Annotated in this window: 15 protein-coding genes; 8 read left to right on the top strand and 7 right to left on the bottom strand. The window is 73.9% G+C overall.

Features of this window, described 5'->3' with window-relative positions:
- Nucleotides 1-51 precede the first annotated feature (51 nt).
- From ACFWRT_RS18020 to ACFWRT_RS18030, 3 genes are all read right to left on the bottom strand, one after another.
- Nucleotides 52-1620: a DEAD/DEAH box helicase gene (locus ACFWRT_RS18020; protein WP_380949670.1), complete on the bottom strand. Its 1569-nt coding sequence runs from the start codon at nt 1618-1620 to the stop codon at nt 52-54.
- A 253-nt stretch (nt 1621-1873) separates the two neighbouring features.
- Complete coding sequence (locus ACFWRT_RS18025) at nt 1874-2077, bottom strand: cold-shock protein (protein WP_015609674.1); 204 nt, start codon at nt 2075-2077, stop codon at nt 1874-1876.
- A gap of 334 nt (nt 2078-2411) precedes the next feature.
- The gene (locus ACFWRT_RS18030) at nt 2412-2738 is read right to left on the bottom strand and encodes a MerR family transcriptional regulator (protein WP_380949669.1); all 327 of its coding nucleotides are present in this window, start codon (nt 2736-2738) and stop codon (nt 2412-2414) included.
- Between the two features lie 414 nt (nt 2739-3152).
- Between ACFWRT_RS18030 and ACFWRT_RS18035 the strand changes: the two genes are divergently transcribed.
- From ACFWRT_RS18035 to ACFWRT_RS18055, 5 genes are all read left to right on the top strand, one after another.
- Entirely contained in the window at nt 3153-3758 is a 606-nt protein-coding gene (locus tag ACFWRT_RS18035) for a hypothetical protein (protein ID WP_380949668.1), read from the top strand.
- 10 nt (nt 3759-3768) lie between these two features.
- Nucleotides 3769-4356: a toxin gene (locus tag ACFWRT_RS18040; protein ID WP_380949667.1), complete on the top strand. Its 588-nt coding sequence runs from the start codon at nt 3769-3771 to the stop codon at nt 4354-4356.
- A gap of 40 nt (nt 4357-4396) precedes the next feature.
- On the top strand, nt 4397-5686 hold the full coding sequence (locus ACFWRT_RS18045; protein WP_380949666.1) for an MAB_1171c family putative transporter: 1290 nt from the start codon (nt 4397-4399) through the stop codon (nt 5684-5686).
- Nucleotides 5683-6297 carry a hypothetical protein gene (locus ACFWRT_RS18050; protein ID WP_380949665.1) on the top strand — a complete coding sequence of 205 codons (615 nt, stop codon included), beginning with the start codon at nt 5683-5685 and terminating at the stop codon, nt 6295-6297. Before ACFWRT_RS18045 ends, ACFWRT_RS18050 begins: the two co-directional genes overlap by 4 nt.
- Before the next feature lie 196 nt (nt 6298-6493).
- On the top strand, nt 6494-7588 hold the full coding sequence (locus ACFWRT_RS18055) for an NAD-dependent epimerase/dehydratase family protein (RefSeq protein WP_380949664.1): 1095 nt from the start codon (nt 6494-6496) through the stop codon (nt 7586-7588).
- A 103-nt stretch (nt 7589-7691) separates the two neighbouring features.
- On the opposite strand, the gene ACFWRT_RS18060 is transcribed toward ACFWRT_RS18055, so the two are convergent.
- From ACFWRT_RS18060 to ACFWRT_RS18070, 3 genes are all read right to left on the bottom strand, one after another.
- Nucleotides 7692-9218: a ParB/Srx family N-terminal domain-containing protein gene (locus tag ACFWRT_RS18060; RefSeq protein ID WP_380949663.1), complete on the bottom strand. Its 1527-nt coding sequence runs from the start codon at nt 9216-9218 to the stop codon at nt 7692-7694.
- Between the two features lie 165 nt (nt 9219-9383).
- Nucleotides 9384-10490, bottom strand: coding sequence for a sensor histidine kinase (locus tag ACFWRT_RS18065; RefSeq protein WP_380949662.1), 1107 nt, complete (start codon nt 10488-10490; stop codon nt 9384-9386).
- Nucleotides 10483-11394 (bottom strand): response regulator transcription factor, encoded by a 912-nt coding sequence (locus ACFWRT_RS18070; protein ID WP_380949661.1) that lies wholly within the window; start codon nt 11392-11394, stop codon nt 10483-10485. The genes ACFWRT_RS18065 and ACFWRT_RS18070 overlap by 8 nt, the downstream gene beginning before the upstream one ends.
- 124 nt (nt 11395-11518) lie before the next feature.
- On the opposite strand from ACFWRT_RS18070, the gene ACFWRT_RS18075 reads away from it, so the two are divergent.
- The 3 genes from ACFWRT_RS18075 to ACFWRT_RS18085 are packed head-to-tail and all read left to right on the top strand — an operon-like array spanning nt 11519 to nt 13958.
- Nucleotides 11519-12295, top strand: a complete 777-nt coding sequence (locus tag ACFWRT_RS18075; protein WP_380949660.1) for a glycosyltransferase family 2 protein — start codon at nt 11519-11521, stop codon at nt 12293-12295.
- The gene (locus tag ACFWRT_RS18080) at nt 12292-12993 is read left to right on the top strand and encodes a TIGR04282 family arsenosugar biosynthesis glycosyltransferase (protein ID WP_380949659.1); all 702 of its coding nucleotides are present in this window, start codon (nt 12292-12294) and stop codon (nt 12991-12993) included. Before ACFWRT_RS18075 ends, ACFWRT_RS18080 begins: the two co-directional genes overlap by 4 nt.
- Before the next feature lie 5 nt (nt 12994-12998).
- A complete protein-coding gene (locus tag ACFWRT_RS18085) occupies nt 12999-13958 on the top strand; it encodes a methyltransferase domain-containing protein (protein ID WP_380949778.1) in 960 nt (319 codons plus the stop codon).
- A gap of 388 nt (nt 13959-14346) precedes the next feature.
- Here the strand turns inward: ACFWRT_RS18085 and ACFWRT_RS18090 are convergent, their stop codons facing one another.
- Entirely contained in the window at nt 14347-15801 is a 1455-nt protein-coding gene (locus tag ACFWRT_RS18090) for a molybdopterin-dependent oxidoreductase (protein ID WP_380949658.1), read from the bottom strand.
- Nucleotides 15802-15884: the final 83 nt, after the last annotated feature.

Raw genomic sequence — 15884 nt, forward strand, 5'->3', positions numbered from 1 at the left:
GGAGCCGTACGGGGAGGGCGGCGGCGCGCGTACGCCGCCGCCCCGCGCGGGCTACGCGGCGCGGTTGGCCCGGCGCTGCGAGGCGGCCGCACGCGCCTCCGGCGTCGGCACACCCGGACGGCCGCGACGGGCCGGGGCCCCGCCGCCGCGCTTGGTGCCGCGCCCCATGAACGCGCCGCCACCGCCGCGGCCGGAGCGCTCCTTGGGCGGGGAGGTGATGACCACCGGGACGCCCGAGGGCGCCTGCGCACCGGTGATACGGCTCAGCTCGGCCTCGCCGGAGCGGACCTGGGCGACCTGCGGGGTGATCCCGGCGTCCATCATCAGGCGGGTCATCTCGCGGCGCTGGTTCGGCAGCACGAGCGTGACGACGCTGCCGGACTCCCCGGCCCTGGCGGTACGGCCGCCGCGGTGCAGGTAGTCCTTGTGGTCGCTCGGCGGGTCCACGTTGACGACGAGGTCCAGGTTGTCGACGTGGATGCCGCGCGCGGCGACGTTCGTGGCGACGAGGACCGTGACGTGCCCGGTCTTGAACCGCTCCAGGGTGCGGGTGCGCTGCGGCTGGGACTTGCCGCCGTGCAGCGCGGCCGCCCGGACCCCGCTGTGCAGCAGGTGGTCGGTGAGCTTGTCCACCGCGTGCTTGGTGTCCAGGAACATGATCACGCGCCCGTCGCGGGCGGCGATCTCCGTGGTGGTGGCGTACTTGTCGGCGCCCTGGACGTAGAGCACGTGGTGCTCCATCGTCGTGACGGCACCGGCGGCCGGGTCGACGGAGTGGACGACCGGGTCGTTGAGGTAGCGCTTGACGAGCAGGTCGACGTTGCGGTCGAGCGTCGCGGAGAAGAGCATCCGCTGCCCTTCCGGGTTCACCTGGTCGAGCAGCTCGGTGACCTGCGGCATGAAGCCCATGTCGGCCATCTGGTCGGCCTCGTCGAGGACGGTGATGGTGACCCGGTCCAGCTTGCAGTCGCCGCGCTCGATGAGGTCCTTGAGCCGGCCCGGCGTCGCGACGACGACTTCGGCGCCGCCGCGCAGCGCGCTCGCCTGACGGCCGATGGACATGCCGCCGACGACGGTGGCGATGCGCAGCTTGAGCGACCGGGCGTACGGGGTGAGCGCGTCGGTGACCTGCTGCGCCAGCTCACGCGTGGGGACGAGCACCAGGGCGAGCGGACGCCTGGCGTCGGCACGGCGGCCCTCGGTACGGGCCAGCAGGGCGAGGCCGAAGGCGAGGGTCTTGCCCGAGCCGGTGCGGCCACGGCCCAGGACGTCACGGCCGGCCAGCGAGTTCGGCAGGGTGGCCGCCTGGATCGGGAACGGGACGGTCATGCCCTCGGCGACGAGCGCCGCCTTGAGCGTGGCGGGCATCTCCAGCTCGTCGAAGGTCTCGGCGGCGGGCAGTGCCGGGGTGATGGTCACCGGCAGGGCGAACTCGCCCTTCAGCGCGGAGCCGCGACGGCCGGAGCCACCGGAGCGCTTCGGGCCGCCACCGAACCCGGCGGCGCGGCGCTCGCCACCGCCGGAGTAGCGGGGGGCGCCACCGCTGCGGGCGCCGGAGGGGGAGCCGGAGCGGGTGCGGGCGAATCGGTCGTTCGAGCGGGGGGTGCGTTCGCGGTTCATGCAGAACCTTTCCTCGATGGGGCACGTTGGCACGTATCGAGGGATTCTTTTTCGGGAAGCGGCCGTGAACGGCACCCAGAATCGCAAGAACGAGCCGATGAAATGACAAAGAAGAGCGAAGCCCGGCCGCCGGGAATCAGTGCACCGGACGCGGCTTCGTCAGGGGGCGCGCTCGGCGGGCCCCGGAAACAGCAACGAGCTGGGGCCCGCACCCCAAGGTGCGGGCCCCAGCTGCGCAGAACTGCCTGAGTGATCAGGCGGGGGTGATGTTCTCGGCCTGCGGGCCCTTCTGGCCCTGCGTGACGTCGAAGTTCACCTTCTGGCCCTCCTGCAGCTCACGGAAGCCGGAGGCGGCGATGTTCGAGTAGTGGGCGAAGACGTCAGCGCCGCCGCCGTCCTGCTCGATGAAGCCGAAGCCCTTTTCCGCGTTGAACCACTTCACGGTGCCAGTAGCCATGTCATATCTCCTTAGGGGAGGGGCAGTGCCCGCGGGCCCACACTGTGCGGACCCCACGTCGCCGCGATGATTACCCCGTCCGGAAGAACACCGGAAATACAAAAGCGCACCTACCGACATCGAGTCGGCTGATGCACTTGAAGTTTTTGGGAACCACAACTGCAACTGAGATCAACAGTAGCACGGCAGCACCGGAAGAGGCTGAACGGAATATCACACGGCATGGCGGAACAAAATCGCGGAAGAAAAAGCCTCATCGCGCATTGCGTGAAATTCTGTGCTGGCGAATGCAGATATGTGCCGGGCGCCGGGCACGGGTGACCCCGGGCCGCCCTCAGCGGGCCGTGCCGCCGCGCAGCTCCTCGTTGAGGCGGAGCGCCTCTTCGAGCTGGTCCTCCAGGATGACGATGCGGCAGGCGGCCTCGACGGGCGTACCGGCGTCGACCAGCTCCCGGGCACGGGCGGCGATGCGCAACTGGTAGCGGGAGTAACGGCGGTGGCCACCTTCGGACCGCAGCGGCGTGATCAGCCGGGCCTCACCGATCGCCCGCAGGAAACCCGGCGTCGCCCCGATCATCTCGGCGGCGCGCCCCATGGTGTAGGCGGGGTAGTCGTCGTCGTCGAGCCGGTCGATGGCGTGCGATGGGGTCTCCGGGGGCATCTGCACCTCTTCTGTCACGCATGACCGAGGGCCCGGGGGCGCCGTACGCCTGCGGGGTGCCCCTCTGCTGCGTACCGCTGTTTCACCTGACTGCACAAGAAACCCTAATCGCCCGGGAAGGACATGTCTATCGCGGCGGGAACAGGTTTCGGCCGGCGGCGGCGGGGCGATGGCCAGGACGCCGATGGAACTGACCGACTGGTCAGTTGTCGTCGGGCGGACCGCGGGGCCATAATGCAGGCGTAGCCCTTCACGCATCCCCCGTCGTGAAGGGCTACACCCCTGTACGGAGACGGTTCCGGGGCCACCCGGAGCGGCTTCGGCGGGTCTTCGGCGCGTCGTTCGTCACGGGCAAGGGACTCCCCTCGTGGTCCCCTGCCCGTGTTTTTTCGAGTTAACAGTGACGTAGAGTGTTTGCGCAAGCTCAGTTCCGACTCCGAGGTGAGCATGGAGGCCCGGATGACCACGGTCGACGGTGACGAACCCGGTACGGAACGGAACGAACCGCCCGGTCCGTCTGAGCCGTCACAGCCGTCCGGGCCGCCCCCACTGGACTCGCTGCGGGAAAAAGTCGAGTACATGGTCGAGAAGACCTTCCCAGGCCAGAAGATCTCGGGCCGGGTCTTCGCGGAGCTGGTGCGGGAGCGCGGGGGATCCCTCTCGCACAGCTACTTCTCCAACATCCTCGCCGGCAAGGTCACCCAGCCCTCGGAGGAGATCCTCAAGGCCCTCGGGCTGGGATTCGGCGTCGACTGGCGCTTCTTCAGGGAGGAGTCCGAGGTCGTCGACGACGTCGTGGCGGGGCTCCAGTTCCTGGCCAAGCGGCGGACCGGGGAGATCAGCGGGGTGGCGGGCCGGGGGCTGGACGACGAGGGGCTCCCGCCGGAGCTGCTCCGGTTCGCCCTGTCGCTGCTGGAGGACGCCGCGCGGGACAGCCGGTACGAGAGCCCGCATGACAGCCGAGGGGGAGCGGGGGAGAGCTCGGGGGAGGGGTCGCGGAACCGCCCGCCGGGCACGTAGCGTCGGTGTCATGTCCCTGCGGAAGCTGCGCAAAGAGTGCGAGGCACAGCTCGCCGATCTGCCCATCCCGGCGCCGTTCTCGCTGAGCGGTCTGGTCGCCAACATGGAGGCGGCGCGCGGCCGCACCATCCGGCTGCACGAGATGCCCGACCGGCTCGCCCGCGTGAACGCCGCCTGCGGGCTCCGCCTGAAGGCCGGGGACACCAGCCTCGTCCTCTACCGCCGCAGGCCGACCGCGTACCAGACCGAGCACGTCATCCTGCACGAGCTCTGCCACGAGTGGTTCGACCACGGGACGACCCTCGACGCCGGGCAACTGCGCGCGCTGCTCCCGGTCTTCGACACCTCACTGATCGCCCGGATGGTCTCCCCCGAGGCCGCCGCCTCCTTCGCCGCCGGCGGGTCCACCGTGCAGGCCCGCGCGCAGTACGCCACCCACGACGAACGCATGGCCGAATTCGGTGCCTCCCTGATCCCCCGAATGGCGCGCGGCCTCACCACCGATGACATGGTGGGGCGGCTGACCGACTCCCTGTCCCGCCCGGTGGCCCACCGCCGACGCGGACCGTTCCCCTGGAGACGGACCGGCGGGTCCTGACAGGTTCCACCCCGACCCCACACCGAGGACGAAACCCGCTGTGACCCCCCTCGATCTCGCCGGCTACCTGATAGCCGGTCTGATGACAGCCGTTGCCCTGTGGCGTATGCCCGCTGCCCTGTGGGGAGATGAGGAGGACCGCAGGCGGCGGGCCCTGTGGGGCTGCTACGCCGGATTCGCGATCGCCCTGTGGACGAAGACCGAGGCGGTGCGCACCGGGCTCAACAACAGCGCGGTCACCGACCTCGCCGTCCTCATCAAGCACTACACCGCGACCGTGGCGATTCTGGCCATCCTCAGCTACATCGTCGCCATCTACGGCAGCTACCCCGAGGCGGGCGCCGCACCCCGCCACGTACGGTTCGCCCGGCTCGTCCAGCAGGTCGCGGCGAAGGCCTCCGTGGCGACGCTGATCCTGCTGACCGTCCTCTTCTTCACCGTGGTGGACCGCTCGGTCCCCTCGGACCGCTTCGTCTCCGACCACGCCGGCGAGTGGGGCGCCACGCTCTACATGAGCGTCTTCTACCTCTACCTCGGCGCCGCCTCCGCCGTCTGCGCCTTCCAGTGGGCGCTGGCCACCGCCGACGCGCACCGCCGCCATCTGCGCATCGGGCTCGGGATGATGACGTTCGCGATGTTCATCGGCGTCGGCTACACCGTGAGCCGGACCCTGTTCCTCTGGGTCAGCGTGGTGGACGAGCCCAGCGAGGCGTTCGCGCTCCGCTTCGACCAGGTGACCGAGGCGGCGCAGCTCGTCCTCTTCGCGTTCTTCGCCCTCGGCGCGTCCGTCCCCGCCTTCAGCACCGGCGCACGCCGGGTGCGGCTGTGGCGGGCCCAGGTCCGGCTGCACGCCCTCTGGTACGAGCTGATGGCGTCCTTCCCCGACCAGCCCTTCGACCCGCCCGCCTCCCTGCCCCGGGAGCTCACCCGGTTCGGCGCCCCGGCCGACCTGCGGATCGACCGGTGGGCCGCCGACATCGCGGACGCGGTGGAGAAGCTGCGCCATTACGTCCCCGACGAGCTGGTGGCCGCGTCCGAGGAGGCCGCCGCCCGGGAGGCGGGCGATGCCCACCGGGCCGGGGCGCTCGGCGACGCGTACTGGATCCGGGCCGCCCTGCTGGCCAAGGAGTCCGGCGCGCCGGCCGGCCCCGCCGCTGCGGTGGCCGCCCAGCAGGCCGCCGACCAGGACGGCGAGGTGGCCCGGCTGGAGCGGGTCGCCGCCGCGTACCGGACCGTCACGGTGGAGCGCGCCCGCGAGGTGCTCGGGGCGGCGACCACCCGTACGTCGGAGACCGCCCGTACGTCGGAGACCACGGAGCAGACCTCATGAACACCACGACCACCGCTACCGCTGCCGGTGCCGAGGACACCACGCGCACCACCCTCGCGCGAGCCGTCACCGACATCCTCCAGCCCCGCAACGCCCTGCTGGCCGGGATGCTCGGCATCGGGCTCGCCGCCGCCGGCGACTGGACCGGGCTGCTCTGGGGGTTCCTCGGGGCGCTCTGCGCCGGGCTGATCCCGGCCGGGTACATCGAGTGGGAGCGCGGGCGCGGCACCTGGGGCGACCGCCATGTCGTGGACCGTACGAAGCGGGCGCCGATCTTCTTCGTCATCCTCGGCTCCATCGGGGCGGGGTCGGTGGTGATGGTCCTCGGGAACGCGCCGGGCGGCATCCTCGTCGCGATGCTCGCGCTCTGGGTGATGACGATCGGGCTGCTGGCCGTCAACACGGTGTGGAAGATCTCGGTCGACTCGGCGGTGGCCTCGGCGGTCGTGGCCCTGCTCGCGGTCGTGCACTCCCCGTGGTGGCTGGCCGGGTACGCGCTGACGGTCGCCGTCTGCTGGTCGCGGGTGGCGCTGGGCTATCACACGGTCGCGCAGACGGTGGCGGGTGCGGCGCTGGGGGCGGCGACGACGGTGGCGTACGCGTTCGCCTGAGCGTTCCCCTCCCGTACGCGTTCCCCTGCCGTACGCGGTCGGCTGCCGTACGCGTTCGCCTGAGCGTTCCCCTCCCGTACGCGCGGCCGTGTTCCCGGCCTCCCCGTACGCCCCGGCGCGCGGCAGTCCTTACGGTCCCGTGACACGGGTGCGCCGCGCACCGCCCGGCGGCCGCCGCGCCCCTAGCGTGGCCGCCATGCGCGTACTGGTCACCGGCGGAGCCGGGTTCATCGGGTCACATGTCGTCGCCGCACTCGCCGCGGCCGGGCACGAGAGCGTGGTGCTGGACGCCCTGCTCCCCTCGGCCCACCCCGGCGCCACGCCCCCAGAGGTCCCCGGGGCCCGGCTGGTCGTCGGGGATGTCCGGGACCGGGAGGCGGTGGCGGGGGCGCTCGCCGGGGTCGACGCGGTCTGTCACCAGGCGGCGATGGTGGGCCTGGGCAAGGACTTCACGGACGCGCCGCTGTACGTGGGGTGCAACGACCTGGGTACGGCGGTGCTGCTGGCGGAGATGGCCGCCGCCGGGGTGCGGGATCTCGTCCTGGCCGGGTCGATGGTGGTCTACGGCGAGGGCCGCTACGACTGCCCGCGCCACGGTGCGGTCCGCCCCGGGCCGCGCCCGGAGGCCGGGCTGCGGGCGGGGAGCTTCGAGCCCCACTGCCCGGAGTGCGGTACGGAGTTGGTGCCGGGCCTGGTCTCCGAGGACGCGCCCGCCGACCCGCGCAACGTGTACGCCGCCACCAAGCTCGCCCAGGAGCACCTGGCCGCCGCGTGGGCCCGGGCGACGGGGGGCCGGGCGGTGTCGCTTCGCTACCACAACGTGTACGGGCCGGGGATGCCGCGCGACACCCCGTACGCCGGGGTCGCCTCGTTCTTCCGCTCGGCCCTGGCGCGCGGCGAGGCGCCCCGGGTCTACGAGGACGGCCGCCAGCGCCGCGACTTCGTCCACGTCCACGATGTCGCGGCGGCCAACGCGGTGGCCCTGGAAGCGGTCCGCGAGCGCCGGCCCGCCTCCTTCTCCGCGTACAACTGCGGCAGCGGCGACCCGCACACGATCGGTGAGATGGCCACCGCCCTGGCCGCCGCGCACGACGGTCCTGAGCCGGTGGTGACCGGGGAGTACCGCCTCGGCGACGTACGCCATGTCACGGCGGATTCGCGGCGGCTGCGCGAGGAGCTGGGGTGGCGGCCGGAGGTCGGCTTCGCGGCGGGGATGGCGGAGTTCGCGCGGGCGGGCCTGCGGGGAGCCGGAACGGCGGCGCCCCAGCCGGTAGGGGCTGAGGCACCGTAGGAGCAGGCCGTGTGAGCCTCGGCCGGCGCGGGCTCACACCCCGGCGTGCGGAAAGGCGTCGCGCGGGCTCACACTCCGGCGTGTGGGAGGGTGACGCCCCGGCTCACACCCCGGCGCACTGCCCTGTGCGGGGGCCGTGGACCTCGTTGGCCCGCTGCGTGTTGTCCGGCGCCGGCACGTTGCCGGAGCACGCCACGGGACCGGTGACCTTGTTGGCGGCGAGCAGGACTCCCCCGGTGTTGCCGGTCAGGACGACGGCCCCGGTCACCGCGTTCGCGGTGCAGCCCGCGCCGCCCAACCGGACGGGTCCGGTCGTACGGCTGACGGCCAGGGGTCCGGTGACGCTCGATCCGCACACGTGGACGGCGGCGGCGCGGTCGGACTGGAGCGGGCCCTGGAGCGTGGAGCCGGTCAGGACGAGGGCGGCGCCGGCGCGCACGGTGACCGGGCCACGCAGGTCGGCGCGCTCGGCGCAGGTGACGCCGCTCGTGACGGTCAGCGGGCCGTTGCGCACGCCGGTGATCGTGGTGGTGCACGCCGGCGCGCGCACCACCCGGGCCTTGTAGTCCAGTGCCTCGGCGAGCTTTCCCGGCTTGGCGTCCGTCAGGGGCTTGCTCAGCTTGGCGAACTCCCCGCCCGTCTCCTTCTTGCCGCCGTTCCACTCCGCGATCCGGCCGAGCTGGGCGGCGGTCTTCCCGTCGTCGACCACGGCGTCCGGGGCGAGCGCGGCCATGGACTTCGAGGCGCTCTTGACCAGGTCGAGGTACGGGCCGGGGGAGGTGAGGTCGTACGCGGCCGTGTCGTGCTTCCCGCGCAGCCAGGAGCCCCACGAGAACTCCAGGAACTCCGTCGCCCCGTCCGGGACTTCGTAGCCGATGTCCCGCGTGAAGTAGACGAGGCTGCGGTACGGGTCGTCGCGGAAGTGGGTGATCCCGAGGCGGTCCGGCAACTGGTCCACGGCCAGGGGCTTGTTGTTCTCGTCGCGCAGCCAGACCTTCTTCTCGGCGGTCATCCGCTGCCAGAAGGCGGTGGTGGAGAGAGAGCTGAAGTTGTCGGTGACGCGGAGCCGGATGGGCAGCCGGGTGGAGCCGTCCGGGCCTTCCAGGAAGGACGTCAGCGTGTGGTGCCCGTCGGTGAGGTACAGCTTCCCGCCGGGTCCGATCACGGCCGTCTTCATCGGGGCGACCGACTGCGGCGTCTCCTGGCCGAGCGGCACCGTGCAGGAGAAGCTCGCCGGATCGTCCAGCCGGGCCCCGGGGTGCACCGAGGCCGCCTCGCCCTGGCCGTTGGTCTCGCACCAGTCGTCGAAGCGCTTGTTGAAGCCGCCCGCCGCCTCGTCCCGGTCGCTGCCGTACCGGCCGAGCTTGTAGAAGACCTGGTCGAAGCCGAGGACGGCCTGGGTCGGGTGGAGTTCGCCGAGGGTGACGTCGATCAGATCGCCCGGCTGGGCGCAGGCGCGCGGCAGCGGCCCGCTCCCGGCGCACGCCCCCGCACCGCCCGCGCCGCCCGCGCTGCCGGGCCCCGCCGCGACCGCCCCGGTGGAGGCGCCGACGACGACCGTGCCCGCCGCCAGTACTGCGGCCAGCAGCCGGGCCCCGCGCCGCGGCAGGCCGGTACTCGCTCTGTTCATGACGTCCTCTCCCCACACCCGTACGCGTTCCGTTCCTTCGCCGGAAAGATCGCAAGGCGCGGCGACGCCCGTACGGACGGGGCGTGAACGGGCGATGACGCTGTCATGCCACGGCGGGACCGGGGGTCGGACCGGACCGACCGGGCCAGGCTGAGCGCCCCGCCCTCACACCGCCGGGAGCGTGACCGAGAAGCAGCAGCCGCCCTGGACGTTGCGGACCTCGGCGCGCCCGGCGTGCGCCTCCACGATGCCGCGCACGATGGCCAGGCCCAGGCCCGCGCCGGCCGGGGGCGTACGGGCGTGGCTGCCGCGCCAGCCGGTGTCGAAGACGCGGGGCAGGTCCTCCTCCGGGATGCCGCCGCAGCCGTCGGTCACCGACAGCACGACCCCGCCGTCCGAACGGTGCGCGGACAGGGCCACCGTGCCGTCGGCCGGGGTGCGGCGGATGGCGTTGATCAGGAGATTGCCCAGCACCCGGCTCATCTCCTTGCCGTCCACCTCCACCGGCACCGCCTCGATCCGGTCGCCCACCAGCCGCACCCCGCGTTCGCGCGCCAGCGGTCCGGCCCCGGCCAGCGCGTCGTCGACCAGGTCGTAGAGGGAGATCCGGGCCGGGGCGAGGGTGAGGGAGCCGGCGTGGATGCGGGAGAGTTCGAAGAGGTCCCCGACCATCCCGTTCATGCGCTCCACCTCGGTCCGGATCTGCCGCAGATAGCGCCCGGAGTCGGGGGCCATGCCGTCCTCCAGCGCCTCGGCCATCGCCCGCAGCCCCGCCAGCGGCGTGCGCAGATCGTGCGAGATCCAGGCGACGAGTTCGCGCCGCGAGCTCTCCAGGGCCCGCTCGCGCTCCCGTGAGCTGTCCAGCCTGGCGCTGGTGGCGGCCAGCTCGCGGGTGAGCACGGCCAGCTCGGCATTGGGCTGCCCGGCGGGCGCCGCGAAGGTGCCGCCCTCGCCGAACGAGCGCGCGGCCAGGGTCAGGTCGCGGCTGCGGGCGGCGACCCAGCGGCCCAGGAGTACGGCGGTGGCGAGGGAGACCACGGCGGCCATGGCGACCACGGTCGTGACGACGTACAGGTCGTGCGAGGACAGGAACATCGCCCAGGCGACCGTCAGCGTCCCGGCGAGCATCGCGGTGACGGCCACCCCGGCGACGACGGTCACCGAGACGACCAGCGAGCGGTGCCGCAGGAGGCGCAGGACGAGCGCGCCGAGCAGCCCGGCGGCGGCCGCACCGAGAAAGGCGAACAGCGCGATGAGGAGGAGGTCACGCACGGCCTGCTCCCTCCGTACGGTCGGTGGCTGCCGTGGCGTCCGCGACCGCCGTGGATGCCGTGGCTGCCGTGATCGCCGCTGCGACCTCGGTGGCCTCCGTGACCGTCGCGTCCTCCGCGTCCTCGGTGGCCGCCGTGCCCTCCGGGTCCTCCGCGTCCTCCCCGTCGCCCGGGAGGTCCAGCCGGTACCCCACCCCCCACACCGTGCGGATCAACCGGGGCCTCGCCGGGTCCTGTTCGACCTTGCCGCGCAGCCTGCGGATGTGGACGGTCACCGTGGACAGGTCGCCGAAGTCCCAGCCCCACACCTCCCGCATCAGCTCCTCCCGGCCGAACGCCCGCCCGGGATGCCGGAGAAGGAAGGCGAGCAGGTCGAACTCCCGCAAGGTCAGGGCGAGTCCCACACCGTCACGGGACGCGCTGCGGGCCACCGGGTCCAGCCGCAGCCCCGCGCCCGACAGCGGCCGGGCCCCCTCGGCGGCGGGCGCCCCGGCCCCGGCGCGGCGCAGCACGGACTCGACCCGCAGCACCAGTTCGCGCGGGCTGAACGGCTTGGTGACGTAGTCGTCGGCCCCGGTCTCCAGGCCGAGGATGCGGTCCTCCTCGTCCCCGCGCGCGGTCAGCATGATGACCGGCACCGGCCCGTGCGCGCGCATCCGGCGGCACACCTCGAACCCGTCCATGGCGGGCAGCATCAGGTCCAGGACGACGAGGTCGGGCCGGGCCGCCGCGAACCGTTCCAGGGCGGTGGGCCCGTCCCCCGCCCGCTCGACGGCGTACCCGGCGCGGTGCAGATAGCCGACGACGACCTCGGCCACGGTCGGGTCGTCGTCCACGACGAGGACCCGGCCCCGCGCGGCGGCGGGAGCGGGGGCGTGCGGCGGGGCGAGCGGGGTGTTCTCCATGCCGTCCACCTTCGCACCGCGCTCCGGCGCGCCGGGGAGCCGTGCGCCGCCATCCGGCCGACGTCCATGTTTCGTAAGAACCTGAAGACCGGAATGTCGGAGTTGTCTCCGTAGGGTGAGGCGGGTGACCGATTCCTCTGCCGCCCTTCCCGATGCCACCGTCCCGCCCACCGCTTCCCGGAGAGCCGTCCCGAGGGCCGACATCGTCCTGCCCTGCCTGGACGAGGCGGCCGCCCTGCCCTGGATGCTCGACCGGATTCCCGACGGCTGGCGCGCGATCGTCGTCGACAACGGGTCGACCGACGGTTCGGCCGAGCTCGCCCGCTCCCTCGGCGCGCACGTCGTCACGGAGGAGCGGCGCGGGTTCGGCGCGGCCTGCCATGCCGGACTGCTGGCCGCCGAGGCCGAGTTCGTCTGCTTCTGCGACTGCGACGGCTCGCTGGACCCCGCGCTGCTGGCCGGGTTCGTCCGGCGGATCGCGGACGGCGAGTGCGATCTGCTGCTGGGCCGCCGCCGCCCCGAGGGCCGGGGCGCCTGGCCGCCGCACGCGCGGGCGGGCAACCTGGCGCTCGCCCGCATGCTCCGCCGCCGTACGGGGCTGCGCCTGCACGACCTCGGCCCGCTGCGGGCGGCCCGCCGCGCCGACCTGCTGGCCCTGGACCTCACCGACCGGCGCAGCGGCTACCCGCTCCAGATGGTGGTCCGGGCCTCGGACGCCGGGCTGCGGGTCGCCGAGACCGACGTCCCGTACCGGCCGCGTACGGGGAAGTCGAAGGTGACCGGCACCTGGCGCGGCACCTGGCACGCGGTACGCGACATGCGCGGCGTCCTGCGCGAGCCACCGGCGGACCGGGCACCGGCCCCGACGCCCGCCCCGAGCGGAACGGGGGCCGCCCGATGAACGCGTACGAGCGCCCCGCACACGACACGGCCCGCACCCCCGCGTACGGCCCCACCGGCCCCACGGAGCTGCTGGTCATCGCGAAGGAGCCGGTCCCCGGGCGGGTCAAGACCCGGCTCTGTCCGCCCTTCTCCCCCGCCGAGGCCGCCGAGCTGGCCGCCGCCGCCCTCGCCGACACCCTGGAGGCCGTGCTCGCCCTCCCCGCCCGGCGGCGCGTCCTCGTCCTCGACGGGCGGCCGGGCCCCTGGGTGCCGCCGGGCGTCGAGGTGGTCCCGCAGAGCGCGGGCGGGCTGGACGAGCGGCTCGCGGCGGCCTTCGGGAGGTGTACCGGGCCGGCCCTCCTGGTCGGCATGGACACCCCGCAGATCACCCCGGCCCTGCTCGCCCCGGCCCTCGCCCCGGACGCCTGGGAGGGCTGCGACGCCTGGTTCGGCCCCGCGGAGGACGGCGGCTTCTGGGCGCTGGGCCTCGCGCAACCCGATCCCGCCCTGCTCCGGGGGGTGCCCATGTCCGTCCCGGAGACCGGTGCGGTGCAGCGGCGCCGGCTGGTGGAGGCCGGCCTCGCGGTACGGGACCTGCCGGTCCTCCTCGACGTGGACACCGCCTCCGACGCGCACCGGGTGGCGGCCGACGCCCCCGGCGGCCGGTTCGCCGCGGCGCTCGGCCGGCTGACCGGGGCGGGGGCGGGGGTGCGATGAGCACGATGCTGCCGCCGTCATCGTCGTCCGGTACGGCCACGGCCCCGGCCACGGCCCCGCAGAAGACCCGGGAGACCGCCGACGCCCTGGAGGCCGACCGGCCCACCGACCCCCGCGCCCGCCCCGGCATCGGCGCCGGTGCAGGTGCCGGCCCCGGCCCCGGCACCGACCGGCGCCCCGAGACCGACCCCCGCGGCGCCGAAGCCCGTACCGCCGCTCCCTGGGGAACCGACCCGTACGCAAACGCCCTGCGCAACGGCCGCGGCCCGCTCTTCCTCCGCCGCAGCGACGGCTGGCTGCTGCCCCTGGAGGTCGAGCGCTGGTGCTCCGACGCGGGCGCCGCCGACCTCTCCGCGCTGCACCGGTGCGAGGGCCCGGTGCTGGACATCGGCTGCGGCCCCGGGCGGCTGGTCGCGGAGCTGACCGCGCTGGGCCACCGGGCGCTCGGCATCGACGTCAGCGAGGCGGCCGTCGCCCGGACCCGGCTCATCGGCGGCTCCGCCCTGCTCCGCAGCGTCTTCGACCCGCTGCCGGGGGAGGGCCGTTGGGGCACCGTGCTGCTCGTCGACGGCAACATCGGCATCGGCGGCGACCCGGCCGCCCTGCTGGACCGGGCCGCCGACCTCCTCTCCGCCGGCGGGCTGCTCATCGCGGAGACGTCGCCGCTCGACATCGACGAACGCGTCCAGGTCCGCCTGGACGACGGCCGGCGCGCGCCCGCGGAGAAGGCCGGCCCGGCGGACCGGCCGTTCCCCTGGGCGCGGATCGGCACGCCGGCGCTGCTGCGGTACGCCGGCGCGTGCGGCTGGCGCCCGGCCGATCAGTGGAGCGCGGAGGGCCGGGCCTTCGTCGCGCTGCGCCGCCCGCGCCCCCGTCCCGTACGGGAGCGGAGCGCTCGGACCAGCAGCCAGAGCGCGGAGAGCGCGAACAACGCGCCGGTGATGAGCAGCCAGTGGGAGAGGTAGAGATCCGGTGAGGTGCCGGAGGCGGCCACGTACCGCCGCTCGGTCCGCCGCGTGATCAGTGGGAACCAGATCAGCAGGAGCAGCCCGGAGAGGAACACCGGTACGCGGACGAAGTTGACCAGGTCCCGCCGTGGCCCGAGCGCCGCGCGCAGGGCCCGGTCCGCCCCCGCGTACACCGGGAGCAGCACGAGATCGTGCAGCACCGCCGACCCGGCGAACCAGAGCAGGACGCCGAGGGTGTCGCCGTCCAGGAGGCGTACGCCCGCGTATCCGGCCAGGCAGAAGGTGGCCGCCAGCAGGAGCAGGTGCAGGGGGCCCTCGCCGTACCACCGGCGTACGAGGCGGCGTACGGAGAAGCGTGGGCGGCGGGGGGTGGCCAGCGTGGACATCACAGTTCTCCGAACGTCAGGGTCTCGACCCACTTGGTGTTCAGCACCCCGGGCGCGGCGGGCACGATGATCCGGGCCGGGTAGCCGTGGTCGGGCGACAGCGGCGCGCCGTTGACCTCCAGCGCCAGCAGCGAGCGCCCGTCGCGGACCTGGTTGTCCCGGAGCGCGGCCTTGCGGAACGAGCCGCTGCGCTGCAACGACTCCACGAACAGGTCCGGCGGGCTGTCCGGGTACCCGGCGAGCGCCGCCAGGTCCGACAGCCGCACCCCGCGCCAGAGCTGGTCCGAGGTCGACCAGCCCTCCACGCAGGCGATCGGGAGCGCCGCGGTGTGCTGCTCCATGGCCAGCAGTTCGGCCCGGGAGAAGCGGAGTTCGCCGGCCGGCCCCCGTACCGTCAGCCGCCAGCGCTCGCCGGTGTCGGCGGGGGTGATCCGGACGGCGGCGGCCGTCTTGTTGACCTGGAAGGCGTTCGGGCCCGGCCCCTGTTCCGTACCGCCGCGCGGGGTGAGGAGCGCGATCCGGCGCAGCGTTCCGTCGAAGCTGCGCCCGGCCGAGGTGATCAGCAGGAGCAGGGACCCGGCCCCGACCAGGACGAGGGCGCCGCGCCGGGAGAGGGTGGCGGGCAGCGGGTCGGGGGCGGCGAGCGCGTCGGGGGCGGCGAGCGTGTCGGACGCGGCCCGCGTGCCGGGCGCGGCCCGCGTGCCGGGCGCGGCGGTCGCGTTGGCCTCGGCGGGAGTGCCGGGCGCGCCGAGAGGGCCCGGCCCGCCGCGCGGGATGCCGCCGCTCCGCACCACCCGTACGGCCTGCGGCAGCTTCAGCGCCACATGGGTGACGAACCCGGCGAGGAAGACCCAGGCCCCGTAGAAGTGCAGGGTGTAGAAGGAGCCCGGGAAGAGGTAGTCCAGTTGGATGTTGAGCAGCCCGGTGATGAACTGGAACAGCGCCCCGCCCACGAGGAGCAGCACCGAGAGCCGCTCCAGCGCGTGCCCCACCGACCGGGCGGGCGGCAGCGCGAACAGCCGCGGGACCACCGACCACAGCTTGGCCAGCAGCACGGGTACGAGCACGATGCCGACGGTGACGTGCAGTCCCTGGGTCAGCCGGTACAACCAGTGCGGTCCGGTCGGCCAGGCGAACAGGTAGAAGCCGAGCCACCCCTTGCCGGGCGTCTTGTCGTTGACCGGGTCCAGGTCCGGGTTGTACGCGGCGTACGAGAGCAGGCCGGTGACGAACACCAGGGTGAGCCCCACCAGCAGCACCAGGCCGAGCACGGCGGTGAAGCGCGCCCCGCGCACCGGACTGCGCCAGAAGCCGGGATCGGGGGGCGTACGGAGGGCGGTGAGGCGGGCGGGGAGACGGTCGGTGAGGCGGGTTGGGAGGCGTTCGGTGAGGCGGTCGGTGAGGGTGGGGGTGGGGGTGGGGGTGGGGGTGGGAGTCCGGCGGCGTTCGGGCATGGCCCCGACGCTAGGCCGATGACACCGTGCGGAGGCGGCTGCGACTCCTGACGAAACTCTGACGTCGGGCTCGCTGAACCCGG

The organism is Streptomyces cyaneofuscatus (assembly GCF_042718795.1).
GTDB classification, from domain to species: domain Bacteria; phylum Actinomycetota; class Actinomycetes; order Streptomycetales; family Streptomycetaceae; genus Streptomyces; species Streptomyces cyaneofuscatus_A.